Here is a 20,892-nt window from a genome sequence, read left to right on the forward strand (position 1 = left end):
ATGACGCAGCCTCGCGTCCGCCTGTCCGGCCGCGACCTGCCGGCTTCCGCCAAGATCAACCTCGCGCTGCACGTCACCGGGCAGCGCGCGGACGGCTACCACAGCCTGTCGAGCCTCGTCGCCTTTGCCGAGATCGGCGACAGCCTGAGCTTTGCCCCGGCGGATGCCGATAGCCTCGAAATCACCGGCCGCTATGCCGCCGTGCTGGGCGCCTGCGCGCCGCACGACAACATTATCCTGAAGGCGCTTGCCGCCGCCCGCGCCGTCGCTGCGGAGGCGGGCATGACGCTCGCCCCCGTCGCGGTTCACCTCGACAAGCGGCTGCCGGTGGCCTCCGGCATCGGCGGCGGCTCGGCGGATGCCGCCGCGGTGCTGGCGCGGGTGGTTTCGGCCGCTCCCGCTTTGCGCGAGCCGCTGCGCCGGGCGGCGCTGTCGCTCGGCGCCGACGTGCCGATGTGCCTCGACGGTGTCCCGGCGCTCGTCGAAGGTGTCGGCGAGGTCGGGAAGCCGCTCGCCGGTTTCCCCGAAATCGATTGCGTCCTCGTCAATCCCGGCATCGCCGTCTCGACGCCCGATGTTTTTCGCGCCCTCGACGTTCGCGCCAACCCGCCGCTGCCGCCGCTGCCGGCGGGAGGGTTCGCAGGCCTCGAGGCGCTCGCCGCCTATCTCCGTGAAACCCGCAACGACCTCGAGCCGCCGGCGATGGCGCTGGTGCCGGTGATCGCCGAGGCCGCGGCGGCGCTGCGGCAGGCCGGGGCGGTTCTGCAGCGGATGTCCGGCTCCGGCGCGACGGTGTTCGGCCTGTTCGATACAGTGGCATCGGCGCAAGTGGCTGCCGATGCCATTGCTGCCGTCCAGCCGGACTGGTGGGTCGTCGCCACGCGGTTGAAGCCGGCAAGCCTTCAGGAGAGACCGAGATGACCGAGAGAAGTTTCCTGCCGCTGTCGATCGCCGTGCTGACGGTTTCCGACACAAGGAGCCTTGACGACGACAAGTCGGGCGCGACGCTCGCCGACCGGCTGACGGCGGCCGGACATCATCTGGCGGACCGGAAGATCGTGCCGGACGACGTCGGCGCCATTCGCGAGACGGTTCTCGCCTGGTCGAGGGATGCCGCCATCGACGTCGTCATCACCACCGGCGGCACCGGCTTCACCGGCCGAGACGTGACGCCGGAGGCGCTGGAGCCGATCTTCGAGAAGCGGATGGACGGGTTCTCGGCGATCTTCCACCGCGTCTCTTTCGAGAAGATCGGCGTCTCGACGATCCAGTCGCGGGCGACCGGCGGCGTGGTGAATTCCACCTTCGTCTTCGTGCTGCCGGGCTCGCCCGGCGCCTGCCGCGATGGCTGGGACCTGATCCTCGCCGCCCAGCTCGACTACCGGCACAAGCCCTGCAACTTCGTCGAGATCATGCCGCGCCTCGACGAGCACCTGCGCCGTGGAGCGGGCGAAGCGACCTCTTCGTAGACCAGCGGATCAGCTTCCGATGGGGTGGACTCATCCCATCGGAAGAGGGTCATAGGGGAGCCGTCTTCATCGACGGAGCTGGCTCGAGCCTTCCGCTCGGCGACCGAACCTGGTGATTAGGACCGGCGCGTCCGCTGCCGCGGCCGGATCGTCGCCTCCAGCGCTGATGTGGCGAGGCCCTTGCCGATATCCTCGAGCGTCGCGCTGCGGCTGGCGGGCCCGCGGGCCTGCGTCTTCGTCAGAAGGAGGCCCTCGACAAGCGCCGTGCGGCGGCCGGTGAAGCGGGCGAGAAAGCTCTGGCGATCGCGCGGGGCGCGCGAGAAGCGGGCGGCGCGGGGCGTCTTCGCCTGCAACTCGACCTCGCCGATATGCGCGTTGACCGAGTCGATCCAGTCGAGCGACAGCCGTGAGCCGGTTTCCAGCAGCAGCAGCCAGTCGCCCTTCGCCGCCCCGACGATCGCCGGCAGCGTCTCGCCCGAGACGATGCGGCAGCCCGCGTGGTCGGCGACCTTGCGCGTCGCGTCGTCGAGCCCGCGGTCGATCACCACCACCTCGCGCACCAGCCCTTCGACCGCCCCCGCAACGAGGGTGGAGAGCGTGAGGGCAAGCCCGTTCGGGTCTTCTGCGGCGTCGATGAGCACGGTGAGCATGTCACCGCTCTAGCCGATCTGTCGCGCCCTCGCCAGCCACGGTGTATTTTGTTCTTGTAATGTTCTCATCGGAATCCTAGGTTTTAGGTCACAGCTGAACGAACGTTCGGAAGGTTTCCCATGCAGGACGTCATCACCGCAGACCGCGCTGCCTTCGCTTCGCCGAACGGCGTCGACATCGCCAACCACATCATCGCCGAATCCGGCCTCCGGGTCGGCTTCGAGCGGCGGCGGGGCCGCGGCGCCGGGGTCAACCCGACGGGTCGCTTCGAGCCCTTCGCGCGCAGCGCCTACGACGACGGCTGGAACTCGCTGGAGGAGCTGCCGGCGTTCAAGACCGACGTGCAGGTCGAGAAGCCGAAGACCATCATCACCCGCAATTCCTCGCCCGACATCTCGTTCGACCGCTCGATCAACCCCTATCGCGGCTGCGAGCACGGCTGCGTCTACTGCTTCGCCCGGCCGACGCATGCCTATATGGGCATGTCGCCGGGGCTCGATTTCGAATCAAAACTCTTCGCCAAGCCGAACGCTGCTGAGCTGCTCGAGCGTGAGTTGGCCAAGCCGGGCTACGAGCCGCGCTCGATCGCCATCGGCACGAACACCGATCCCTACCAGCCGATCGAGAAGAGCTGGAAGATCATGCGCGAGGTGCTGGAGGTGCTGGAGGCGGCGAACCATCCGGTCGGCATCGTCACCAAGTCATCGCTCGTCACCCGCGACATCGACATTCTCTCCCGCATGGCCGCCAAGGGCCTCGCGCGGGTTGCCCTGTCGATCACGACGCTCGACCGCACGCTGGCGCGGGCGATGGAGCCGCGGGCGGCAACGCCCGCGAAGCGACTGGAGGCGGTGAAGGCGCTGAGCGAAGCGGGGATCCCGACCATGGTGATGACGGCGCCGATCATTCCGGGCCTCACCGACCACGAGATCGAGCGCCTGCTCGATGCCGCCGTCACGGCGGGGGCCAAGCACGTCGGCTACGTCCTCCTGCGCCTGCCGCTGGAGGTCAGCCCGATCTTCAAGGACTGGCTGCTGACGCACTATCCCGATCGCTACCGGCACGTCCTGTCCCTGCTGCGCTCGATGCGCGACGGCAAGGACTACGATGCCGAGTGGGGCAAGCGGCTGAAGGGCACCGGGCCTTACGCTTTCCAGATCAAGCGGCGGTTCGAGATCGCGGTGAAGAGGCTTGGGCTGAACGAGACCCGTCCGCAGCTGCGCACCGACCTCTTCACCCCGCCGCGGCAGGCGGGTGTGCAGCTGTCGTTGCTCTGAGACTTGAAGGCGTCGTGGCCTGCGGGCTCCGGCGTGATCAAATAAGCCCAGCGATGTCCCGAGGGGGCTGAGGCAGGGCTACGACATCGCCGGCCGCCCCCTTGGGCCGGCGACGCTCGGTGCGTTCTCACCCCGGAGCGACACCGAGCCTTGTGGAGAATCGGAGAATGCGCGAGTCTGGCCGCACCATGGCTCGCCGACCCTCCGATTCTCCCGCTTCTTTGCCTACGCTCGTCGTGGTGCCGGATTTCCGCATCGAGACCGAGAGGTTCGAGCGGGGTGCACGCTTCGTGGCGGGAATCGACGAGGCGGGAAGGGGCCCCCTGGCGGGGCCCGTCGTCGCCGCGGCGGTGATCCTCGATCCCCAGCAGATCCCCGATGGGCTGAACGATTCCAAGAAGCTTGGCGCTGACGATCGCGAGCGGTTGTTCACCGACATCCTGCGGGTCGCCACCGTGTCCATCGGGTCGGCGAGTTCGGCCGAGATCGACCGCGTCAACATCCGTCAGGCGACGCTTTTGGCCATGCGGCGGGCGGAGGGCGGTCTCGCGCAGCCGCCATGCCATGCGCTGATCGATGGCAATGACGTTCCGCCGTCCCTCAGACTGCGCGCGACGGCCGTGGTGAAGGGCGATGCGCGCTGCCTGTCCATCGCCGCTGCATCGATCGTCGCCAAGGTGACGCGGGACCGGATGATGGCGCGGGTCTGCGCGCGCTACCCCGCCTACGGCTTCAGCCAGCACATGGGCTACGGCACACCGCAGCACCTCGCCGCGCTGCTGACGCACGGCCCTTGCGTCTTCCACCGCATGACTTTCAGCCCGATCCGCCAGGGCGAACTGCTGCTGGTGTAGGTGCTGCGGGTAATTCGGCAGGTTGGCGGCGCACGCACCCCCCTCTGGCCTGCCGGCCATCTCCCCCGCAGGTGGGGAGATCGATCATCGCCAGCGCCGCGACTGCCGATCTCCCCCCCTTGAAGGGGAGATGCCCAGCAGGGCAGAGGGAGGCGAGCGGCCGCACCCTGTCATGTCGAACGATTTCAGAAGCTTTGCTGCCGTCAGTGGAAGCGTCGACCAACTGCCGACAATCCACCCAAACAAAAACGCCGCCCCTCTCGGAGCGGCGTTCGATCACTGCGGAAAGCTGAGCCTAGTTGAGGCGCTGGCGGACGTCGCCGATCGCCTCGTCGACGAAGCGAGCGCTTTCGGTGCCGTTCTGGCTGCGCTCGGCGAGGATCCGCGTGGCGGCGGCGACGGCGATGTCGACGGCGGAGCGGCGGACCTCGGTGATTGCGTCAACCTCGGCTTGGGCGATCTTGGTCTCGGCCATGGCGGAGCGGCGGGTGATGTATTCCTCGCTCTTGACGCGGGCCTCTTCGAGCAGGCCGTCAGCCTCGCGCTGCGCACCGGCAACGATCTCGCGGGCTTCGATCTCGGCGTCGTGGCGACGACGCTGGTATTCGGCGAGCTGCTGCTTGGCTTCTTCCTTAAGGGCGCGGGCTTCCTCGATGTCCGAACGGATCTTCGCCGAACGCGCGTCGAGCGCCTTGGCGATCATCCCCGGCACCTTGAAGTAGGCGACGACGAGCAGGAAGATGATGAGGGCGACGAGGGCCCAGAATGTGTTGTCCAACGCCGGTCTCCTTAGCTGCGCACGGCGCGCACGGCGCCAGCGACTTCTTCGCGCGGTACGTCGAGACGGGCAACGGCAGCGAGGATTTCCGCGGTTGCCTCTTCGGCGATGGCGCCGACATCGGCGAGCGCGCGGCGCTTGATCTCGTCGATCCGGGTCTGCGCGGCGTTGAGCTTCTCGTCCAGCGAGGCCTCGATGCGGGCACGTTCAGCCTCGGCATCCACCTTGGCGGTGTCGCGCGCGGCGGTGGCAATGAGGTGCGAGCGCTCGCGGGCGGCGGTCAGTTCCTGCTGGTAGGCGGCCATGGCCTCGTCCGCATCGGTCTTCATCTTGCCGGCGGCGTCGAGGTCGAGCGCGATCCGGTCGCGGCGATTCTCGATGATGGCGCCGATGCGCGGCAGGATGGCCTTCTGCAGGACCCAGTAGAACAAGCCGAAAGTGATCGCCAGCCAGAGCAGCTGGGAAGGGAAATAGGTGGTGTCCATCGGCGGGAAGACGCCGACGCCATGCTCGCCGTCACCGGCGACTTCCGTGTGTGCGCCGTGCTCGACCGGAGGCTGTGCTGCGATGGGAGCGGTGCCCACCGTCGGCTCTGCGGTTTGTGCCTGCGCTTCAGTGACGAACATCTGTCTCTCCGACGGAAGGAACCAGCCGCCCCATGGTCGGGGCGGCTGGGAAAACGGTCTCGACGGGTCTGATTAGACCGCGAAGAGGAGGAGCAGCGCGACCAGCAGCGAGAAGATGCCGAGCGCTTCCGTCACCGCGAAGCCGAAGATCAGGCGGCCGAACTGGCCGTCAGCAGCCGACGGGTTGCGCAGGGCGCCCGAGAGGTAGGCAGCGAACATGTTGCCGAGGCCGAGGGCCGTTCCGGCCATGCCGAAGCATGCGAGGCCGGCACCGATGTACTTTGCAGCTTCCGCGTCCATGGTAATCTCCTTTGGTGGAACGTGCGGTGGGAAGTCACGACCCCGGGGGGACGCGGCGTCTTGGGGGTTCAATGATGAGGATGGACCGCATCGTTGAGGTACATGCAGGTCAAGACCGCGAAGACGTAGGCCTGCAGGAATGCGACCAGGAATTCAAGGCCTGTAAGGGCGACCGTCATGATCAGGGGAAGGATCGCGCCGCCGATGCCGACCGCGCCGAGGGCGCCGAGCGACACCACGAAGCCGGCGAAGACCTTCAGCGTGATATGGCCCGCCAGCATGTTGGCGAAGAGACGAACCGAGAGCGAAATCGGACGCGACAGGAACGAGATGACCTCGATCAGCACGACGAAGGGCAGGATCAGCATCGGCACGCCGGTCGGCACGAAGAGCTTGAACCAGGACAGGCCGTGCTTGGCGATGCCGTAGACCACGACCGTGCCGATCACCACGATCGCCAAGGCGAAGGTGACGATGATGTGGCTGGTGACGGTGAAGAAGTAGGGGAACATGCCGAGGAGGTTGGCCACCAACACGAACATGAACAGCGAGAACACCAGCGGGAAGAAGCGCATGCCGGACGTGCCGGCGGAGTCGCGCAGCATGTTGGCGATGAACTCGTAGGACATCTCCGCCATCGACTGCGCGCGGCCGGGCACCAAAGCCTTGCCGGACGTCGACCAGTAGAGGAAGGCCGAGGCCACCGCGACGGTCGCGACCATGTACAGCGCCGAATTCGTGAAATCGAAATGCAGCCCGCCGATTTCGATCGGCACGATGGGCTGAATCACGAATTGGTGGAGCGGATCGTTCGCCAAACTATGTAGCCCTCTTGCATCCCAGCGTCCCGTCGCCGGGCCGCATTGCCATAGCGTCTGAGGCTGCGGAGGGCAACACCCCCTTCGGTCATTCCAAAGGGCGATTCTCGCGATTTGTGGCGTCTTTCGGAACGCTCGTCGGGGCCGGGGCGGTTTTTCCGACCGATCGAAGGACGTTGAGGACGCCCGCGACGAAGCCGAGAATCAGGAACACGATGAGGCCAAAAGGCCCGGTGCCGGCGATGCGGTCGAGGAGATAGCCGATGCCGGCCCCGGCGAGGATGCCGGCGACGAACTCGCTGGCAAGCTTCATGCCGTCGGCCGCGCCGCGCAGGCCGGTGGCGGGCGTCGGCTTGACGAGGCCGGCCTTCACCTTCTGCTTTTCCAGCTTCTCGGCCAGCGCCTCGCGCCGTGCCTGCCACTCGGCGGGGGACACCGGATCGGTTTCTCTGTCGTTCATGCCTGTCCTCGATTCGTTCGGCCATCAAGACGGCAGGTCGGGCGGGGATTCAAGCGGTGCCGCCGTCGCGATCCGTTTCTCCGCTCCGCCAAAGTCGCGAGCCGTCGAGGCCGTACAGAGGGTTGTTGCCCGGAACCATCCCCAAACAGGCCGCCTTAGTCTCGCAACAAGGAGACCTGTCATGACCGATACCACCCGTCGCACCTTCCTCACCGGCGCAGCGCTTACCGCCGGCGCCGTCGTCACCCTCGGCGCCACCGGCAGCGCGTCCGCGCAGCAGAGTGGCGGTGCCGCAACCGCCGCCACGCCCGCGGCTGCCGCCTATCCGAAGCCGCCTTATCCCGTGGAGATGCAGCCCTGGCCGGGCCTTGCCTCCAAGATGAACCCGCGTCCAGACCACGGCGAGACCAGCTACAAGGGATCCGGGCGTCTTGCCGGCAAGAAGGCGCTGATCACCGGCGGCGACAGCGGCATTGGCCGGGCCGCGGCGATCGCCTATGCCCGCGAGGGCGCCGACGTCGCGATCAACTACCTGCCGGTCGAGGAGCCGGACGCCAAGGAAGTCATCGCCCTGATCGAGGCCGAGGGCCGCAAGGCCGTGGCGATCCCCGGCGATCTCCGGGACGAGGCCTTCTGCCAACGCCTCGTCGCGGAAGCTGCGGAGAAGCTCGGCGGGCTCGACATCCCTCGTCAACAACGCTGCGCGCCAGCAGACCCGGCCGGAGATCGCGGCGATCTCCTCGCAGGATTTTGACGACACGATGAAGACCAATGTTTACGCGCCGTTCTGGCTGACCAAGGCGGCGGTCGCACGGATGCAGGCGGGTGCCGTCATCGTGAACACCTCGTCAGAGCAGGCCGGCAACCCGTCGGAGGACATCATCGACTACGCGATGACGCGTGCGGCGGTGTTGAACTTCACCAAGGGTATGGCGAAACAGCTGGCGCCAAAGGGAATCCGCGTCAATGCGGTGGCGCCCGGCCCGTTCTGGACGCCGCTGCAGGTCAGCGGCGGCGCGACGCCGGAGAAGCTGAAGAGCTTCGGCAGCGATTCGCCGATGGGTCGGGCGGGCCAGCCGGCCGAGATCGCCGGTCTCTACGTTGCCGCCGCCGATCCCTCACTGAGCTTCTCAACCGGACAGATTTTTGGCGCGACGGGCGGCAACGGCCAGCCCGCCTGATCTGCAGGCTGGCGCTACACCGTACGAGTGCTCCTGAAACAAGAAAGGCCGCCCCGGATGGAGCGGCCTTCTTCGTCGGATAGGCAAAGTTGAATGTCCGGTGAGGGAGGTGGGTCAGCCCCAGCCGCCGCCGAAGGTGCGGTAGAAGATGTGGCGGCCGATGGTGTCGACCTTCTGCATCGCCTTGGCCCAGCGGGGGGCGACGTAGGTGGCGTGGTAGTGCGTCGCCGAGCCGACGTCGGCCAGCCAGATCTCGCCCCGGCTGACCTCGCCGGCGATGCGCTTGGCGGTGGAGAAGGCGCGCTTGTTGGTGATGCGGTCCTTGATGCCGTCGCAGGCGAAGGAGAACTGGCAGCGGTTGCGCCAATTCTTGTTCTGGTAGACGACGCCGCAGATCGATTTCGGATAGGTCGGGTTGCGGACCCGGTTGAGGATGACCTGGGCGACCGCGGCCTGTCCGGTCTCCGGCTCGCCGCGTGCCTCGAAATAGATGCCGTTGGCAAGGCAGGTCTGCTCCTTGGCCGAGAAGGCCTCGGACGGCAGCGGCGTCGCCGCCCACGCATGGTCGTCCTTGCCGAGCGGCGGGATGAAGCCGTTGGAGCCGGGACGCAGGATCCTGTTGAACAGGGATGCGACGGGGTTCTCCGCCTCGGGCGCCGCGCCATAGGCGAGGACATTGGTTTCCGGGACGCTCGCGATGACGATTTTGTCGGGGACATGCGCCGGGCGGGCGTCGAGCCGGGTGGTGGCGGGGTCGAGCGAGGCGACCATCACCTTCTCTTCCGGCCTTACCACCGGCGAGCCCGCAGCTTCGAAATTCATTGCCAGCGCGATGGTGTCGCCGCGTGTCTCCTGCCGGATGAAAGCCGTGCGCAGCTCGGCGCCCACCGCAGCGCCGGGTCGCAACAGGCTCTGCCGCTCGAGGATGGAGCCGGCGGTGAAGGCCTTCGGCGGCGCCTGCTGGGTGATCGCGAGGACGCGGCCTTCCTTCTGGTAGCGGGTGACGCGGGTCTCGTCCGGCGTCTCGACGTCCGGGCTGCGGGAATTGACGGTGTAGAGATCGCCATTGCCGGCGCGGATGCCGGCGCCCGCGGGCATCCGGCTGCGGGCGGCGGCGCCGAAACTGATCTCGGCCTTTTCGACGGCGCCGGCGGGGGAGGGGATGAAATAGGCCTGCCAGCGCGTTTGAGCGCGGTCACCCTCGAGGAGGCTCGTCATGTCCTGGAAGGCGACGGCCGAGGTGAGGGCCGGCACCATGGCGAGACTGCAGCTGACGACCAGCGCAGCCCGCCGCAGAACCGGCTGCGGCCGCTGGATCGATCCGCCCTGGCGGCGCGCCGTTTTCGTCATGGGAAACCTGCTTCATCACTGAACGAAGCCGATCATCCCTCATTAACCTTGTTTCTTGGTTAACGACCCGTTGAAATCATTCGCCAATCCCGATCCGCCGGAAAAGGCGGCGACAGTGGCGGTCGCCCGCCGCTCCGGAAGCGCCGTCAGGTGTACTTCTTCGCCTTGCCGGCGAACGGGTTGTCCGGCTTGCGCAGGATCAGCCGGATCGGCACGCCCGAGAGCTTGAAGGTCTCCCGCAGCCCGTTGACGAGGTAGCGCGTGTAGGACGAGCCGAGCGCGTCCGGGCGCGTCGTCGACAGGACGAAGGTCGGCGGCCGGCTCTTGATCTGCGTCATGTACTTGATGCTGACGCGGCGGCCGGAGGCTGCCGGCGGCGGGTGGTGGCTGACGACCTTTTCCAGCCACTGGTTCAGCTTGGACGTCGAGATGCGGGTGTTCCAGATCTCGTGCGTCTTGGTGATCGCCTGCATCAGCCGTTCGAGGCCATCGCCCGTCTCGCCCGACACGGTCACCGCCTGGATGCCGCGCGCCTGCGGCAGCAGCCTCTCGGTCTTTTCGCGCAACTCCGCCAGCACCGCCTGGCGGTCCTCGATGAGATCCCACTTGTTGAAGGCGATCACCGGGGCGCGGCCTTCGCGCATGATGAGGTCGGCGAGCGACAGGTCCTGGCGCTCGAAGGGGATGGTCGCATCAAAGACGATGACGACAACCTCGGCGAAGCGGATGGCGCGCAGCGAGTCGGCGACCGAGAGAATCTCCAGCTTTTCCTGGATCTTCGCCTTGCGGCGCATGCCGGCGGTGTCGAACATCTTCACCCGGCGGCCGCGCCACTCCCACTCGACCGAGATCGAATCGCGGGTGATGCCGGCCTCGGGACCGGTCAGCAGGCGGTCCTCGCCGAGGAAGCGGTTGATCATCGTCGACTTGCCGGCGTTCGGGCGGCCGATGATGGCGATGCGCAGCGGCTTGGTCGCATCATAGGGCTCGACCGGCTCTTCCTCGTCGAACTCGGCGTCGTCATCGAGGATCGTGACGTCGGCGCCGATCGGCTCCTCCTCCTCGGCGAACGCGGCTTCGCCCAGCGCGCCGACGATGGCGTCCCTGAGATCACCCATGCCCTCGCCGTGCTCGGCGGAGATGGGGACGGGCTCGCCGAGGCCGAGCGAGTAGGCATCGTAGAAGCCGGCGTCGGAGCCTCGCGCCTCGGCCTTGTTGGCGACGAGCAGCACCGGCTTGTTCTTGCGGCGGAGCAGTTCGCCGAAGAACGAATCCTGCGGCGTCAGCCCGGTCTTGGCGTCGACCATAAACAGGCAGAGGTCGGCGAGGTCGATCGCCGTCTCGGTCTGGGCGCGCATGCGCGCCTCAAGGGTTTCCGAGCCGGCTTCCTCGAGACCGGCGGTATCGACGATCTCGAATTCGAGGTCGAGCAGCGTCGCGTCGCCGTTGCGGCGGTCGCGGGTGACGCCCGGCCGATCGTCGACGAGGGCTAGCTTCTTGCCGACGAGGCGGTTGAACAGCGTCGACTTGCCGACATTGGGGCGCCCGATGATGGCGATGGTGACCATGGTGGTACTATCCGGTCCGGAACTGGAAAAAAGGCAATGCCCCCGGACCGGCGCCGGGGGCTCTGCCGTGAGTATACGGCATTTCGTCGCCCGCCGGAGGCCCCCGAAGGTGAAACCTCGGGGGGGGGGACGCTCCGGCGAGCTAAAGGGGCAACACGGTCCGGCGAGGTTTCGCGCCGGACGTGGGAAGCGGCGGAGGCCGCCGGGATCAGTTGGCCGGGGCGGGGGTTCCGCTGGTGGCCGGGGCCGGAGTCGCCGGCGCGTCGGCCGGTGCCGCAGGAGCGGGCGCTGCCGGTGCTGGCGTCTCCGGGGCGGGCGCTGCTGGCGCTGCCGGGGCTGTGGCTGGCGCGTCCGCCGGCGGGGGCGTCGCCTCGGTCGGCTCCGTCGGTGTTGTCGGCATTTCCGGCACGACGAGGCTCGGGTCGAGGCCTGCGGCAGGCGTTGCGGCATTCGGCGTCGCCGGCGCGCTGCCGGCGGCGGGCAGAGCGTCGGCCGGCACGGGCTTGTTGCCGGCGGCGATCAGCTCGAGCAGGAGGCGCGTGCGCAGCGCGATGCCGTTGGGCGTCGCCTGGTCGTCACTCAGCTGCTGGAACAGGCGCTTGGACTCTTCGAGGTCGCCGGCCTTCCAGGCGGCAAGGCCCATGGTCTCGCGCGCGGCAAAACGCAGTGGCTCGTTGTCGCCCGACAATTGCTGGACGCGCTCGGCCACGTCCTCGACGCTGCCGGTATCGACGAGGATATAGGCCGCGCGCACCGCCGCCATGTTGCGCAGCGGCTTGGGCGCGCCCGCATCGTCCGAGACGGCGTCGAAGGCGGCGATCGCGCCAGCCTTGTCGCCCTTGGCCTCGAGAACGCTCGCTGCGCGCATCCGCGCGAGATCGCGATAGGCACCATAGCCCTTGTCGGAAAGCGCATTGAGCGCGGCCAGCGCCGCGTTGTTCTGGCCGGCGGAGGCGAGATCGAGGGCCGCCAGATACTCGTCACCGGAGGCATTGGCGCGGCTGATCGAATACTGCCGCCAGGCGACGTAGCCGGCGGTCGCGACAACGGCGAGGATCGCGAGCGCGATCAGCCAGCGGCCATAGCGGGCCCAGAGGACGCGCGTGCGGTCCTGGCGGATCTCTTCGTTGACCTCGCGAAAGAAACTCTCGTCACTCATTCCGGGCATCACCTTGGCGATGCGGGAGGCCTTGCCGGGCAAGGCTGCCGCATGGAAGCTTTGGCTGGCGTTCTAACGATTTTTGCTGGAAACGAAAGGGCCGGCGGCCAAAGCGGGCTTGATCGCGCCGGCGCGCGGCGGGCGACCGGGGCGATGCGGCGCTGGCGCGATCGGCGGTTCGGCCGTACGCGGGATCGCCAATCCGCCGCGATTGACGATTACGTCAATTGGCCGTAGCCGTGACCTCTGCAAAATGCCAGTCCTTTCGGGAGAGATGCATGTACAAGGCCCCCGTTGCAGACATCGCCTTCGCGCTGACCTCGGTCGCCGGCCTCGGCGACTCCATGCGGGACGGGCGCGTCGGCGACCTGACGCCCGACCTTCTCGACGCCATCCTGGAAGAGGCCGGGCGCTTCGCCTCCGAGGCGATCGCGCCGCTCGGCGTTGTCGGCGACCGCGAGGGCGCGCGGCTGGAGGCGGGAAAGGTCACGACGCCAGCGGGCTGGAAGGCGCTCTATGCCGACTGGGCCGCCGGCGGCTGGAACGCGCTGACCGGGCCGGTGTCCCATGGCGGCCAAGGCCTGCCGGTGGCGCTCTCGGCCGCGGTCTTCGAAATGTGGAACGGCGCCTCGATGGGTTTTGCGCTCGCCCCGATGCTGACGGTCGGCGCGGTCGAGGCGATCGCCGCGCACGGCTCCGAGGAATTGAAGCGCCTCTATCTCGAAAAGCTCGTCTCCGGCGAATGGACAGGGACGATGAACCTCACCGAGCCGCAGGCGGGCTCCGACCTCTCGGCCCTCAGCACCCGCGCCGAGCGGCGCGACGACGGCAGCTACCGGATTTTCGGCCAGAAGATCTACATCACCTTCGGCGAGCACGACTTCACCGCCAACATCGTCCACCTCGTCCTCGCGCGGCTGCCGGACGCGCCCGCGGGGGTGAAGGGCATCACGCTGTTCCTGGTGCCGAAATTCCTGGTCGGGGACGACGGTGCGCTCGGGGCCCGCAATGACGTCACCTGCCATTCCATCGAGCACAAGCTCGGTATTCACGGCTCGCCGACCTGCACGATGATCTACGGCGACGGCAAGGGCGAGACCGGCGAGGCCGGTGCCGTCGGCTGGGTCGTCGGCGAGGAGAACAAGGGCCTCGCCTGCATGTTCACGATGATGAACAATGCGCGCCTGCATGTCGGCACGCAGGGCGTCGGCATTGCCGAGGCCGCGACGCAGCTGGCGCTGGCCTATGCCAAGGACCGCCGGCAAGGGCGCTCGACCCTTTTGGCGCCCAACGCCGAGCCCGCCGGCCGAATGAGTCCGATCGTCGAGCACGCCGACGTCGCCCGCACCCTGTTGACGATGAAGGCGCTGACGCAAGGCGCGCGCGCCATCACCTTCGCCTGCGGCCATGCGATCGACCGCGGCCATGCGGCCGGGGCGGAGGACGCCCGTGCCTGGAAGGAGCGCGCCAACCTCCTGACGCCGATCGCCAAGGCGTTCGCGACCGATGTCGGCGTCGAGGTCGCCTCGCTCGGCATCCAGGTGCATGGCGGCATGGGCTATGTCGAGGAGACCGGCGCGACGCGGCTGCTGCGGGACGCGCGGATCGCGCCGATCTACGAAGGCACCAACGGCATCCAGGCGATCGACCTCGTGCTGCGCAAGCTGCCGCTGTCGGAGGGCGGCGCGATCGAGGCCTATATCGCCGAGCTGTCCGAGGTGGTGGCTGGGGTGCGCGCCAGCAACGCGCCGGGCTTCGGACGGACGGCCGACGCATTGGAGGCCGCTCTCGTCGACTTCAGCGCCGCGACGGCCTTCCTGCTGCGGGCGATCGCGGGCAAAGAGACCGAGACGGCGCTGGCGGGGGCAACGCCCTTCCTGCGGCTGGCCGGCCTTGCAGCCAGTGCGGCCTATCTCGCCAAGGGTGCGCTCGCCGACGGCAGCCGCGCCGACCGCGTGGCGCTCGCCCGCTTCATGGCTGAGAACCTCCTACCGGAGACAGCAAGCCTGCGCGTGCAGGTCGTCTCCGGCGCCGAGAGCCTTGCGGCGGCGCGCATCGCCTTGCAGTAGGCCGGCACGGATTTCTTCAGACCCAGCGCTTGGCCCGCGGGCCGAGCACCACAGGAGCCGAGATGAGCGAGTTCATCGAGACCAGTGTCGCCGACGGCGTCCTCATCATCAGGATGAACCGGCCGGCCAAGAAGAACGCCATCGACCGGCCGATGTATACCGCCATGGCCGCAGCGCTGGCGCAGGCCGACGCCGATCCCGCCGTTGCCGCGACCCTTATCTGCGGGGTGCCCGGCGCCTTCTCGGCCGGCAACGACATTGCCGACTTCGTCGCCTTCGCGATGGGCGGCGGCAAGACCGGCGAGGTGGAAAGTTTTTTGCGGGCGCTGGTCGCGTCGCAGAAGCCGCTGGTCGCCGCCGTCGACGGCCTCGCCATTGGCATCGGCACGACGCTCCTGATGCACTGCGACCTCGTCTTCGCCTCCGACCGCTCGACCTTCCGCACGCCCTTCCTCGACCTCGGCCTGGTGCCGGAGGCCGGGTCGAGCCTGATCGCGCCGATGCTGATGGGCCACCAGCGGGCGTTTGCGCTGCTGGCGATGGGGGCGACCTTCGACGCCGAGGAGGCGCGTGCCGCCAACCTCGTCTACCGCGTGACGGACAGTGCGACGGTCGAAGGCGAGGCGATGGCGGCGGCAGCAGCGCTGGCGGCCAAACCGAAAGAGGCGCTGCGCATCGCCCGCACGTTGATCCGCGGCCCGAAGGAGGCACTGCTCGAGCGCATCGAAGAGGAAATTCGGCACTTCGAGGCGCGGCTGGCCTCCGACGAGGCCCGCGCCGCGTTTCAGGCCTTCATGACACGCTGAGGTCTACGCCCCGGGCATGGCCGGTCGCCAGGCGAGGCGCCCTATTCTCCGGGTTTGGCGACCGGCGGGACTTCCGGCGCACCGTCACCGTCCGCCTTAGCGTTGCGGGCCTCGCGGAAGAAGCCGTAGACCGTCGTCCCGCTGGCGATGATGAAAACGACGGCGATGCCGGCGAACACCCAGCGGCCGGCCGAAAGATAGCGCTCGACCGCGGTGCCGAGGAGATAGGCGCCGCCGCAGTAGACGCCGGACCAGAGGGCGGCGCCGAGCGCGTTGTAGAACGAGAAGCGCCACCACGGCATGTGGGCGGTCCCGGCGAGGAAGCCGCAGAGCTGGCGCAGGATCAGGATGAAGCGCGCGATCAGGACGATCGGCGGCCCGCGCTTCAGGAACCGCGCCTCGATCACCTCGATCCGCGCCCGCGGCAGCCCGACCTTGGCACCGTAGCGGTAGACGAAGGGCCGGCCATAGCGATAGCCGAGGATATAGCCGACATTGTCGCCAAGCGTGCCGCCGACGAAGGCGGCCAGAAACACCTCGACGATCCCCAGCCGCCCTTGGCTCGCCAGGACGCCCGCCGCGATCAGCAGGCTCTCGCCGGGCACCGGCAGCCCGGAGGATTCGATGAAGATGCCGAGAAAGACGACCACGACGCCGTATTCGGCGAGGAAGTTCATGATCTGGTCGAGCATCTTGGCTTTCGCGGGACGGGGCGGGGTCTTCTAGCAATGCGGCCGTCGGGCTGCAATGCGAGGCGGTGGGTCGCCACTGCGGTCTCAGCGGAGCACGATTTCCGGATGGTCCACCGCGCAGTCGATTTCCAAGCATCGGCATGGGTCCCCGCGATGCGCGCGAGGATGACGAGCTTGAAAGGCGCGCCGCCCTAACGCTCGTCATCCTCGGCCGCAGGCCGGGGACCCATGCCGCCGCCTCCTCGTCCTCTCACCAGTCCCGGAAGGTCCGTCCGTTCTTCTGGAGGCTTGCTTGGCCGGGTCAGTACGCAACGACCGTCAGATGTCCCATCCAGCTTGCCTCCTCATCAGGAAGCGGACTTGCTATCGGTATGGCGGGGCACGTTTACATCATGGCGAGCCAGAAGCGGGGCACGCTGTACATCGGCGTCACCTCGGACCTGTCGCAGCGTGTCTATGAGCACAAGGAAGGTCTGACGCCCGGCTTCACCAGTCGCTACGGCTGCAAGCGGTTGGTTTGGTACGAGGAGTACTATGATTTTCGGGATGCGATCGTGCGCGAAAAGGCGCTGAAGAAATGGCCGCGCCAAAAGAAGATCGAACTGATCGAGGGGATGAACCCAGATTGGTCGGAGCTTTATCGCGGGATGGGCTGGTAGTTGCGCACCTAACCCATCGGTGGTTTGAAGAGCGCTTCACACCCCTCTAGCCATCATCCTCTCGCGCAGCGCGGGGACCCATGCCGGGAGTTTGCCACCAGGACGGCGTTTCAGGACCGGTGGCCGTCGTCACCAATTTCAATGCATCGGCATGGGTCCCCGCGCTTTGCGCGAGGATGACGAACTCGAAAGTTGCAGTCTTACCGCTCGAACAGCGCCACGGCCTCGACGTGGTGGGACCAGAGGAACTGGTCGATCGGCGTCACCGAGAGGAGCTTGAAGCCGCCGTCGAGGAGGATGCGGGCGTCGCGGGCAAGCGTTGCGGGGTTGCAAGAGACGGCGGCGACGCGCTTGACCTTGGAGAGGACGATTTCGCGCACCTGCGTCTCGGCGCCGGCGCGAGGCGGGTCGAAGACAAGGCCGTCGCATTTGCTGAGTTCGCGCGCGGTCACCGGCCGGCGGAACAGGTCGCGGCGCTCGGCGGTGATCTGCTTGAGGCCCGAGACGCCGCGGCGGCCCTGGTCCAGTGCGGCGAGGGCGGCCGCGTCGGTCTCGACGGCGAGCACGGAGCTCTTCGCCGCCAGGCGAAGCGCGAAGGTGCCGATGCCGCAGAAGAGGTCGGCGGTCGCCTTGCAGGCGGCGAGGTGGCCGGTGACCAGGGCGGCCATGGCTTCTTCCGCGGAGGCGACGGCCTGGATGAAGGCGCCGGGGGGCGGCGAGACGGCGATGCCGCCGATCGGGATCGTCGGCTTGCGGGTCTCGACGATGATCTCGCCGTCGAGCGTCACCCGCGGGAAATCGCGGCGGAGCGAGAAGGCGAGGATCGACTGGCGCATGCTCTCGGTGAGCTTGGCCGTGTCGGACAGCGCGATGTCGAGGCCGGCGGAGGTCGCCGTCACGCTCATCCGCATCGGCCGCTTGCGGTCGGCGACGATCAGCGCGAGGCCCTTGAGGTCGGCGAGACGCGCGGCGATCTCGGGTACCACCACGAGGCAGACGTTGATCTCCGCGACGCGGTTGGTCTGCTGCTCGAAGAAGCCGAAGACGATGTTGTTGCCCTCGCGCATGCCGGAGAACACCGCGCGGCGGCGCGTGTTCGGCAGGCAAGGCACGAGATCTTCCACGGTGATCTCGATGCTGCTTCTCGCGAAAGCGTCGACGACGAGGTCACGCTTGAAGGCGCGGTAGAGCGGCTCGCTCGCATGCTGCAGGTCGCAGCCGCCGCAGACGCCGAAATGCGGGCACGGCGGCTCTTGTCGCTCCGGCGAGGCGTCGATGAGCGTGCCGATCGACAGACGGGCACCGATGCGTTCGACGGCGATGCGCTCGCCCGGCAGCGCGAAGGGCACGAACAGCGGCTCGCCCGCGGTGCCGTGCGCGAGGCCGTCGCCCTTGGCGCCGAGGCTCTCGATAGTGACCTCGAGGCTCATGCCTTGCGCCCGTGCATCAGGAATTCGTGGTTTCCGTCGCCGCCTTCTATCGCCGACGGGATCGGGTCGGAGGCCGTCCAGCCGTCCTGCTCGTTCAGCCATGCGCTGAGCTCGGAGGCGACGGCGGGCGCGGATTCCGGATCGCGGAGCAGGCCGTTCTTGGCGATGGCGAGGCGTCCCGCCTCGAACTGCGGCTTGATCAGGAGGATCGCGTCGGTGCCCGGCTCGGCGAGTTCCAGCGCCGGCGGCAGCGCGAGCTTCATCGAGATGAAGCTGACGTCGCAAACGAGGAGGTCGAACTGGTGGTCGCCGAGATGGTCCTCGTCGAGGTCGCGGGCGTTAAGGCCCTCGATCGAGGTGACGCGGGGATTTCCCGAAATGCGCGGATGGATCTGGCCGTGGCCGACGTCGATGGCGATCACGTGCTCGGCGCCGCGGCGCAAGAGGACCTCGGTGAAGCCGCCGGTGGAGGCGCCGACGTCGAGCGCGGTGCGGCCCTCGACCGCGATGCCGAACGTGTCCAGCGCCGCCTCGAGCTTCAGCCCGGCGCGCGAGACGTAGTCGGCGGCGGGGTCGTCGAGGGTGATCACGCTTTCCGGCGGGACGTTTAGGCTCGGCTTGGTGACGGTGTGCCCGTCGACCTTGACGTGGCCGCGCAGGATCGCGTCGCGCGCCCGGGCGCGGCTCGCGGCAAGGCCGCGATCGCTGACGAGAATGTCGAGCCGGATGCGCGACAGGTGTTGTTCTTCGGTGCAGGCCATCGCTAGCTCATGCGGCCCGCGCCGCGAAATGGCAAGCTGCGAATGATTCCAGTCTGCCGGCTCAGGCCTTCATCACGCGGCTGGCGCTGGTCCCGAGCGCCTTGAACACCGCGTCGACAATGCCTGTCTTGTCGAGGCCCGCCTGGCGGATCATCGCATCCGGAGCGGCGTGGTCGATAAAGGTATCAGGCATCACCAGTGGGCGGACCTTCAGACCGTGCTCCAGCAGGCCACGCACCGCGAGGAACTGCAGGACCTGCGTCGCGAAGCCGCCGGTGGCGCCTTCCTCGACGAGGATCAGCACCTCGTGCTCGCGGGCGAGGCGGGAGATGAGGTCGGCGTCGAGGGGCTTTGCGAAGCGGGCGTCGGCGACCGTGGTGGAGAGGCCGAAAGTCTCAAGTTCCTCGGCCGCGGCGAGGCTGTCGGCAAGGCGCGAGCCAAAGGAGAGGATGGCGACCTTGGTGCCCTCGACGAGAACCCGACCCTTGCCGATGGCGAGGGCCTGCCCACGCTCGGGCATCTCGACGCCGGTGCCATTGCCGCGGGGATAGCGGAAGGAGATCGGCCCGTCCTCGTGTACGGCGGCGGTGCGGACCATATGACGGAGCTCGGCCTCGTCGGCAGCGGCCATCACGACCATGCCCGGCAGCGGCACCAGGAAGCCGGTGTCGAAGGAGCCGGCATGCGTCGGGCCGTCGGCACCGACGAAGCCGGCGCGGTCGATGGCGAAGCGCACCGGCAGGTGCTGGATCGCGACGTCGTGGACGATCTGGTCGTAGGCGCGCTGCAGGAAGGTCGAGTAGATCGCGACGAACGGCTTGTAGCCTTCCGAGGCGAGGCCCGCGGCGAAGGTGACAGCGTGCTGCTCGGCGATGCCGACGTCGAAGGTGCGGGTCGGAAAAGCCTCGCCGAAGAGATCGAGGCCGGTGCCGTTTGGCATGGCGGCGTTGATCGCGACGATCTTCTCGTCGTCGCGCGCTTCCTGCACGAGGCTCTCGGCGAAGACGGCGGTGTAGCTCGGCGCGTTCGCCTTGGCTTTCGCCTGCGCGCCGGTGATGACGTCGAACTTCGAGACGCCGTGATACTTGTCGGCCGAGCTCTCGGCCGGGCCGTAGCCCTTGCCCTTCTTGGTCACGACATGGACGAGGATCGGGCCGTTCTTGGCGTCGCGCACGTTCTTCAGGACCGGCAACAAATGGTCGAGGTCGTGGCCGTCGATCGGGCCGACATAGTAGAAGCCGAGCTCCTCGAACATCGTGCCGCCGGTGAAGAAGGCGCGCGTATACTCCTCGGTCTTGCGGGCGCCCTCGCGCATGAAGTCCGGCAGAATCTTGGTGAGGTTCTTCGCCTTGTCGCGCAGGCCCCGATAGGTCTTGCCGGAGACGAGGCGGGCGAGATAGGCGCTCATCGCACCGGTCGGCGGGGCGATCGACATGTCGTTGTCGTTGAGGATGACGATCAGCCGGGCGTCGAGCGCGCCGGCATTGTTCATCGCCTCGTAGGCCATGCCCGCCGACATCGCGCCATCGCCGATGACGGCGACGACATTGTTGGCGCCGCCGGCGAGATCGCGCGCCACGGCCATGCCGAGGCCGGCCGAGATCGACGTCGAGGAATGGCCTGCGCCGAACGGATCGTAGGCGCTCTCGGTGCGCTTGGCGAAGCCGGAAAGGCTGCCTTCCTGGCGGATGGTGCGCATGCCCTCGCGGCGACCGGTGAGAATCTTGTGCGGATAGGCCTGGTGGCCGACGTCCCAGATGATGCGGTCGTCCGGCGTGTTGAAGACGTAGTGCAGCGCGACCGTCAGCTCGACCACGCCAAGTCCGGCACCGAGATGCCCGCCGGTGCGCGACACCGCGTCGATGAGATCGGTGCGCAGCTCGTCGGCGACCTGACGCAGGTCGCTTTCCTTCATCGCCCGGAGATCAGCAGGGGACTCGATCCGATCGAGGAGGGGGGTCTCAGGCTGATCTGACACGGAACT

Annotated in this window: 20 protein-coding genes and 1 pseudogene; 8 read left to right on the plus strand and 13 right to left on the minus strand. The window is 67.9% G+C overall.

All coding sequences use genetic code 11. The annotated features are described in order from the left end of the window. Entirely contained in the window at positions 1-921 is a 921-nt protein-coding gene (locus ACZLZQ_RS19910; RefSeq protein ID WP_472950857.1) for a 4-(cytidine 5'-diphospho)-2-C-methyl-D-erythritol kinase, read from the plus strand. After that, entirely contained in the window at positions 918-1,469 is a 552-nt protein-coding gene (gene moaB, locus ACZLZQ_RS19915; protein ID WP_472950858.1) for a molybdenum cofactor biosynthesis protein B, read from the plus strand. The genes ACZLZQ_RS19910 and moaB overlap by 4 nt, the downstream gene beginning before the upstream one ends. A 116-nt stretch (positions 1,470-1,585) precedes the next feature. On the opposite strand, the gene ACZLZQ_RS19920 is transcribed toward moaB, so the two are convergent. Continuing rightward, on the minus strand, positions 1,586-2,119 hold the full coding sequence (locus ACZLZQ_RS19920; protein WP_472934585.1) for a glycosyltransferase family protein: 534 nt from the start codon (positions 2,117-2,119) through the stop codon (positions 1,586-1,588). Between the two features lie 120 nt (positions 2,120-2,239). Here ACZLZQ_RS19920 and ACZLZQ_RS19925 point away from each other — a divergent pair, with 120 nt between their 5' ends. Together ACZLZQ_RS19925 and rnhB are read left to right on the plus strand one after the other, a co-directional pair. After that, positions 2,240-3,397: a PA0069 family radical SAM protein gene (locus tag ACZLZQ_RS19925; protein ID WP_472950859.1), complete on the plus strand. Its 1,158-nt coding sequence runs from the start codon at positions 2,240-2,242 to the stop codon at positions 3,395-3,397. A gap of 188 nt (positions 3,398-3,585) precedes the next feature. Next, positions 3,586-4,251, plus strand: coding sequence for a ribonuclease HII (gene rnhB, locus ACZLZQ_RS19930; protein ID WP_472950923.1), 666 nt, complete (start codon positions 3,586-3,588; stop codon positions 4,249-4,251). A gap of 295 nt (positions 4,252-4,546) precedes the next feature. Here rnhB and ACZLZQ_RS19935 read toward each other — a convergent pair whose 3' ends face one another. The 5 genes from ACZLZQ_RS19935 to ACZLZQ_RS19955 all read right to left on the minus strand — a co-directional run bounded on the left by ACZLZQ_RS19935 (position 4,547) and on the right by ACZLZQ_RS19955 (position 7,233). Continuing rightward, on the minus strand, positions 4,547-5,029 hold the full coding sequence (locus ACZLZQ_RS19935) for a F0F1 ATP synthase subunit B (RefSeq protein ID WP_472934587.1): 483 nt from the start codon (positions 5,027-5,029) through the stop codon (positions 4,547-4,549). A gap of 11 nt (positions 5,030-5,040) precedes the next feature. After that, the gene (locus ACZLZQ_RS19940) at positions 5,041-5,655 is read right to left on the minus strand and encodes a F0F1 ATP synthase subunit B (protein ID WP_472950860.1); all 615 of its coding nucleotides are present in this window, start codon (positions 5,653-5,655) and stop codon (positions 5,041-5,043) included. Positions 5,656-5,727: 72 nt separating this feature from the next. Continuing rightward, a complete protein-coding gene (locus tag ACZLZQ_RS19945; protein ID WP_188849331.1) occupies positions 5,728-5,955 on the minus strand; it encodes a F0F1 ATP synthase subunit C in 228 nt (75 codons plus the stop codon). A gap of 68 nt (positions 5,956-6,023) precedes the next feature. Beyond that, complete coding sequence (locus ACZLZQ_RS19950) at positions 6,024-6,773, minus strand: F0F1 ATP synthase subunit A (protein ID WP_472934589.1); 750 nt, start codon at positions 6,771-6,773, stop codon at positions 6,024-6,026. An 88-nt stretch (positions 6,774-6,861) separates the two neighbouring features. Beyond that, positions 6,862-7,233 carry an AtpZ/AtpI family protein gene (locus ACZLZQ_RS19955; protein ID WP_472950861.1) on the minus strand — a complete coding sequence of 124 codons (372 nt, stop codon included), beginning with the start codon at positions 7,231-7,233 and terminating at the stop codon, positions 6,862-6,864. A gap of 181 nt (positions 7,234-7,414) precedes the next feature. Here ACZLZQ_RS19955 and ACZLZQ_RS19960 point away from each other — a divergent pair. Continuing rightward, a pseudogene (locus ACZLZQ_RS19960) lies at positions 7,415-8,414 on the plus strand (SDR family oxidoreductase). Positions 8,415-8,528: 114 nt separating this feature from the next. On the opposite strand, the gene ACZLZQ_RS19965 reads toward ACZLZQ_RS19960, so the two are convergent. The 3 genes from ACZLZQ_RS19965 to ACZLZQ_RS19975 form a co-directional block, all read right to left on the minus strand. Further along, complete coding sequence (locus tag ACZLZQ_RS19965; RefSeq protein ID WP_472950862.1) at positions 8,529-9,764, minus strand: cell wall hydrolase; 1,236 nt, start codon at positions 9,762-9,764, stop codon at positions 8,529-8,531. A gap of 146 nt (positions 9,765-9,910) precedes the next feature. Next, entirely contained in the window at positions 9,911-11,332 is a 1,422-nt protein-coding gene (gene der / locus ACZLZQ_RS19970) for a ribosome biogenesis GTPase Der (protein WP_472934593.1), read from the minus strand. A gap of 208 nt (positions 11,333-11,540) precedes the next feature. Beyond that, positions 11,541-12,491 (minus strand): tetratricopeptide repeat protein, encoded by a 951-nt coding sequence (locus ACZLZQ_RS19975; protein ID WP_472950863.1) that lies wholly within the window; start codon positions 12,489-12,491, stop codon positions 11,541-11,543. A 278-nt stretch (positions 12,492-12,769) separates the two neighbouring features. On the opposite strand from ACZLZQ_RS19975, the gene ACZLZQ_RS19980 reads away from it, so the two are divergent. Together ACZLZQ_RS19980 and ACZLZQ_RS19985 are read left to right on the plus strand one after the other, a co-directional pair. Then, the gene (locus ACZLZQ_RS19980; RefSeq protein ID WP_472950864.1) at positions 12,770-14,560 is read left to right on the plus strand and encodes an acyl-CoA dehydrogenase family protein; all 1,791 of its coding nucleotides are present in this window, start codon (positions 12,770-12,772) and stop codon (positions 14,558-14,560) included. A 62-nt stretch (positions 14,561-14,622) separates the two neighbouring features. Then, positions 14,623-15,366, plus strand: a complete 744-nt coding sequence (locus ACZLZQ_RS19985; RefSeq protein ID WP_472950865.1) for a crotonase/enoyl-CoA hydratase family protein — start codon at positions 14,623-14,625, stop codon at positions 15,364-15,366. Between the two features lie 41 nt (positions 15,367-15,407). On the opposite strand, the gene ACZLZQ_RS19990 is transcribed toward ACZLZQ_RS19985, so the two are convergent. Then, complete coding sequence (locus ACZLZQ_RS19990) at positions 15,408-16,058, minus strand: DedA family protein (RefSeq protein WP_472950866.1); 651 nt, start codon at positions 16,056-16,058, stop codon at positions 15,408-15,410. A 371-nt stretch (positions 16,059-16,429) separates the two neighbouring features. Between ACZLZQ_RS19990 and ACZLZQ_RS19995 the strand changes: the two genes are divergently transcribed. Further along, positions 16,430-16,717 (plus strand): GIY-YIG nuclease family protein, encoded by a 288-nt coding sequence (locus tag ACZLZQ_RS19995; RefSeq protein WP_472950924.1) that lies wholly within the window; start codon positions 16,430-16,432, stop codon positions 16,715-16,717. A gap of 200 nt (positions 16,718-16,917) precedes the next feature. On the opposite strand, the gene ACZLZQ_RS20000 is transcribed toward ACZLZQ_RS19995, so the two are convergent. The 3 genes from ACZLZQ_RS20000 to dxs all read right to left on the minus strand — a co-directional run bounded on the left by ACZLZQ_RS20000 (position 16,918) and on the right by dxs (position 20,886). Next, entirely contained in the window at positions 16,918-18,147 is a 1,230-nt protein-coding gene (locus ACZLZQ_RS20000; RefSeq protein ID WP_472950867.1) for a class I SAM-dependent RNA methyltransferase, read from the minus strand. Continuing rightward, positions 18,144-18,908, minus strand: coding sequence for a TlyA family RNA methyltransferase (locus ACZLZQ_RS20005; RefSeq protein WP_472950868.1), 765 nt, complete (start codon positions 18,906-18,908; stop codon positions 18,144-18,146). Before ACZLZQ_RS20005 ends, ACZLZQ_RS20000 begins: the two co-directional genes overlap by 4 nt. A 61-nt stretch (positions 18,909-18,969) precedes the next feature. Then, entirely contained in the window at positions 18,970-20,886 is a 1,917-nt protein-coding gene (gene dxs / locus ACZLZQ_RS20010; RefSeq protein ID WP_472950869.1) for a 1-deoxy-D-xylulose-5-phosphate synthase, read from the minus strand. Positions 20,887-20,892: the final 6 nt, after the last annotated feature.

The organism is Mesocryomonas lacus (genome assembly GCF_055730105.2).

Coding starts and splice junctions, on each gene's coding strand:
- ACZLZQ_RS19975 (WP_472950863.1), bottom strand. CDS start 12,491: ATGAGTGACGAGAGTTTCTTTCGCGAGGTCAACGAAGAGATCCGCCAG.
- ACZLZQ_RS19940 (WP_472950860.1), bottom strand. CDS start 5,655: ATGTTCGTCACTGAAGCGCAGGCACAAACCGCAGAGCCGACGGTGGGC.
- ACZLZQ_RS19965 (WP_472950862.1), bottom strand. CDS start 9,764: ATGACGAAAACGGCGCGCCGCCAGGGCGGATCGATCCAGCGGCCGCAG.
- ACZLZQ_RS19910 (WP_472950857.1), top strand. CDS start 1: ATGACGCAGCCTCGCGTCCGCCTGTCCGGCCGCGACCTGCCGGCTTCC.
- ACZLZQ_RS19955 (WP_472950861.1), bottom strand. CDS start 7,233: ATGAACGACAGAGAAACCGATCCGGTGTCCCCCGCCGAGTGGCAGGCA.
- ACZLZQ_RS20000 (WP_472950867.1), bottom strand. CDS start 18,147: ATGAGCCTCGAGGTCACTATCGAGAGCCTCGGCGCCAAGGGCGACGGC.
- ACZLZQ_RS19990 (WP_472950866.1), bottom strand. CDS start 16,058: ATGCTCGACCAGATCATGAACTTCCTCGCCGAATACGGCGTCGTGGTC.
- moaB (WP_472950858.1), top strand. CDS start 918: ATGACCGAGAGAAGTTTCCTGCCGCTGTCGATCGCCGTGCTGACGGTT.
- ACZLZQ_RS19945 (WP_188849331.1), bottom strand. CDS start 5,955: ATGGACGCGGAAGCTGCAAAGTACATCGGTGCCGGCCTCGCATGCTTC.
- ACZLZQ_RS19985 (WP_472950865.1), top strand. CDS start 14,623: ATGAGCGAGTTCATCGAGACCAGTGTCGCCGACGGCGTCCTCATCATC.
- ACZLZQ_RS19995 (WP_472950924.1), top strand. CDS start 16,430: ATGGCGGGGCACGTTTACATCATGGCGAGCCAGAAGCGGGGCACGCTG.
- ACZLZQ_RS19920 (WP_472934585.1), bottom strand. CDS start 2,119: ATGCTCACCGTGCTCATCGACGCCGCAGAAGACCCGAACGGGCTTGCC.
- ACZLZQ_RS19925 (WP_472950859.1), top strand. CDS start 2,240: ATGCAGGACGTCATCACCGCAGACCGCGCTGCCTTCGCTTCGCCGAAC.
- ACZLZQ_RS19980 (WP_472950864.1), top strand. CDS start 12,770: ATGTACAAGGCCCCCGTTGCAGACATCGCCTTCGCGCTGACCTCGGTC.
- rnhB (WP_472950923.1), top strand. CDS start 3,586: ATGGCTCGCCGACCCTCCGATTCTCCCGCTTCTTTGCCTACGCTCGTC.
- ACZLZQ_RS20005 (WP_472950868.1), bottom strand. CDS start 18,908: ATGGCCTGCACCGAAGAACAACACCTGTCGCGCATCCGGCTCGACATT.
- der (WP_472934593.1), bottom strand. CDS start 11,332: ATGGTCACCATCGCCATCATCGGGCGCCCCAATGTCGGCAAGTCGACG.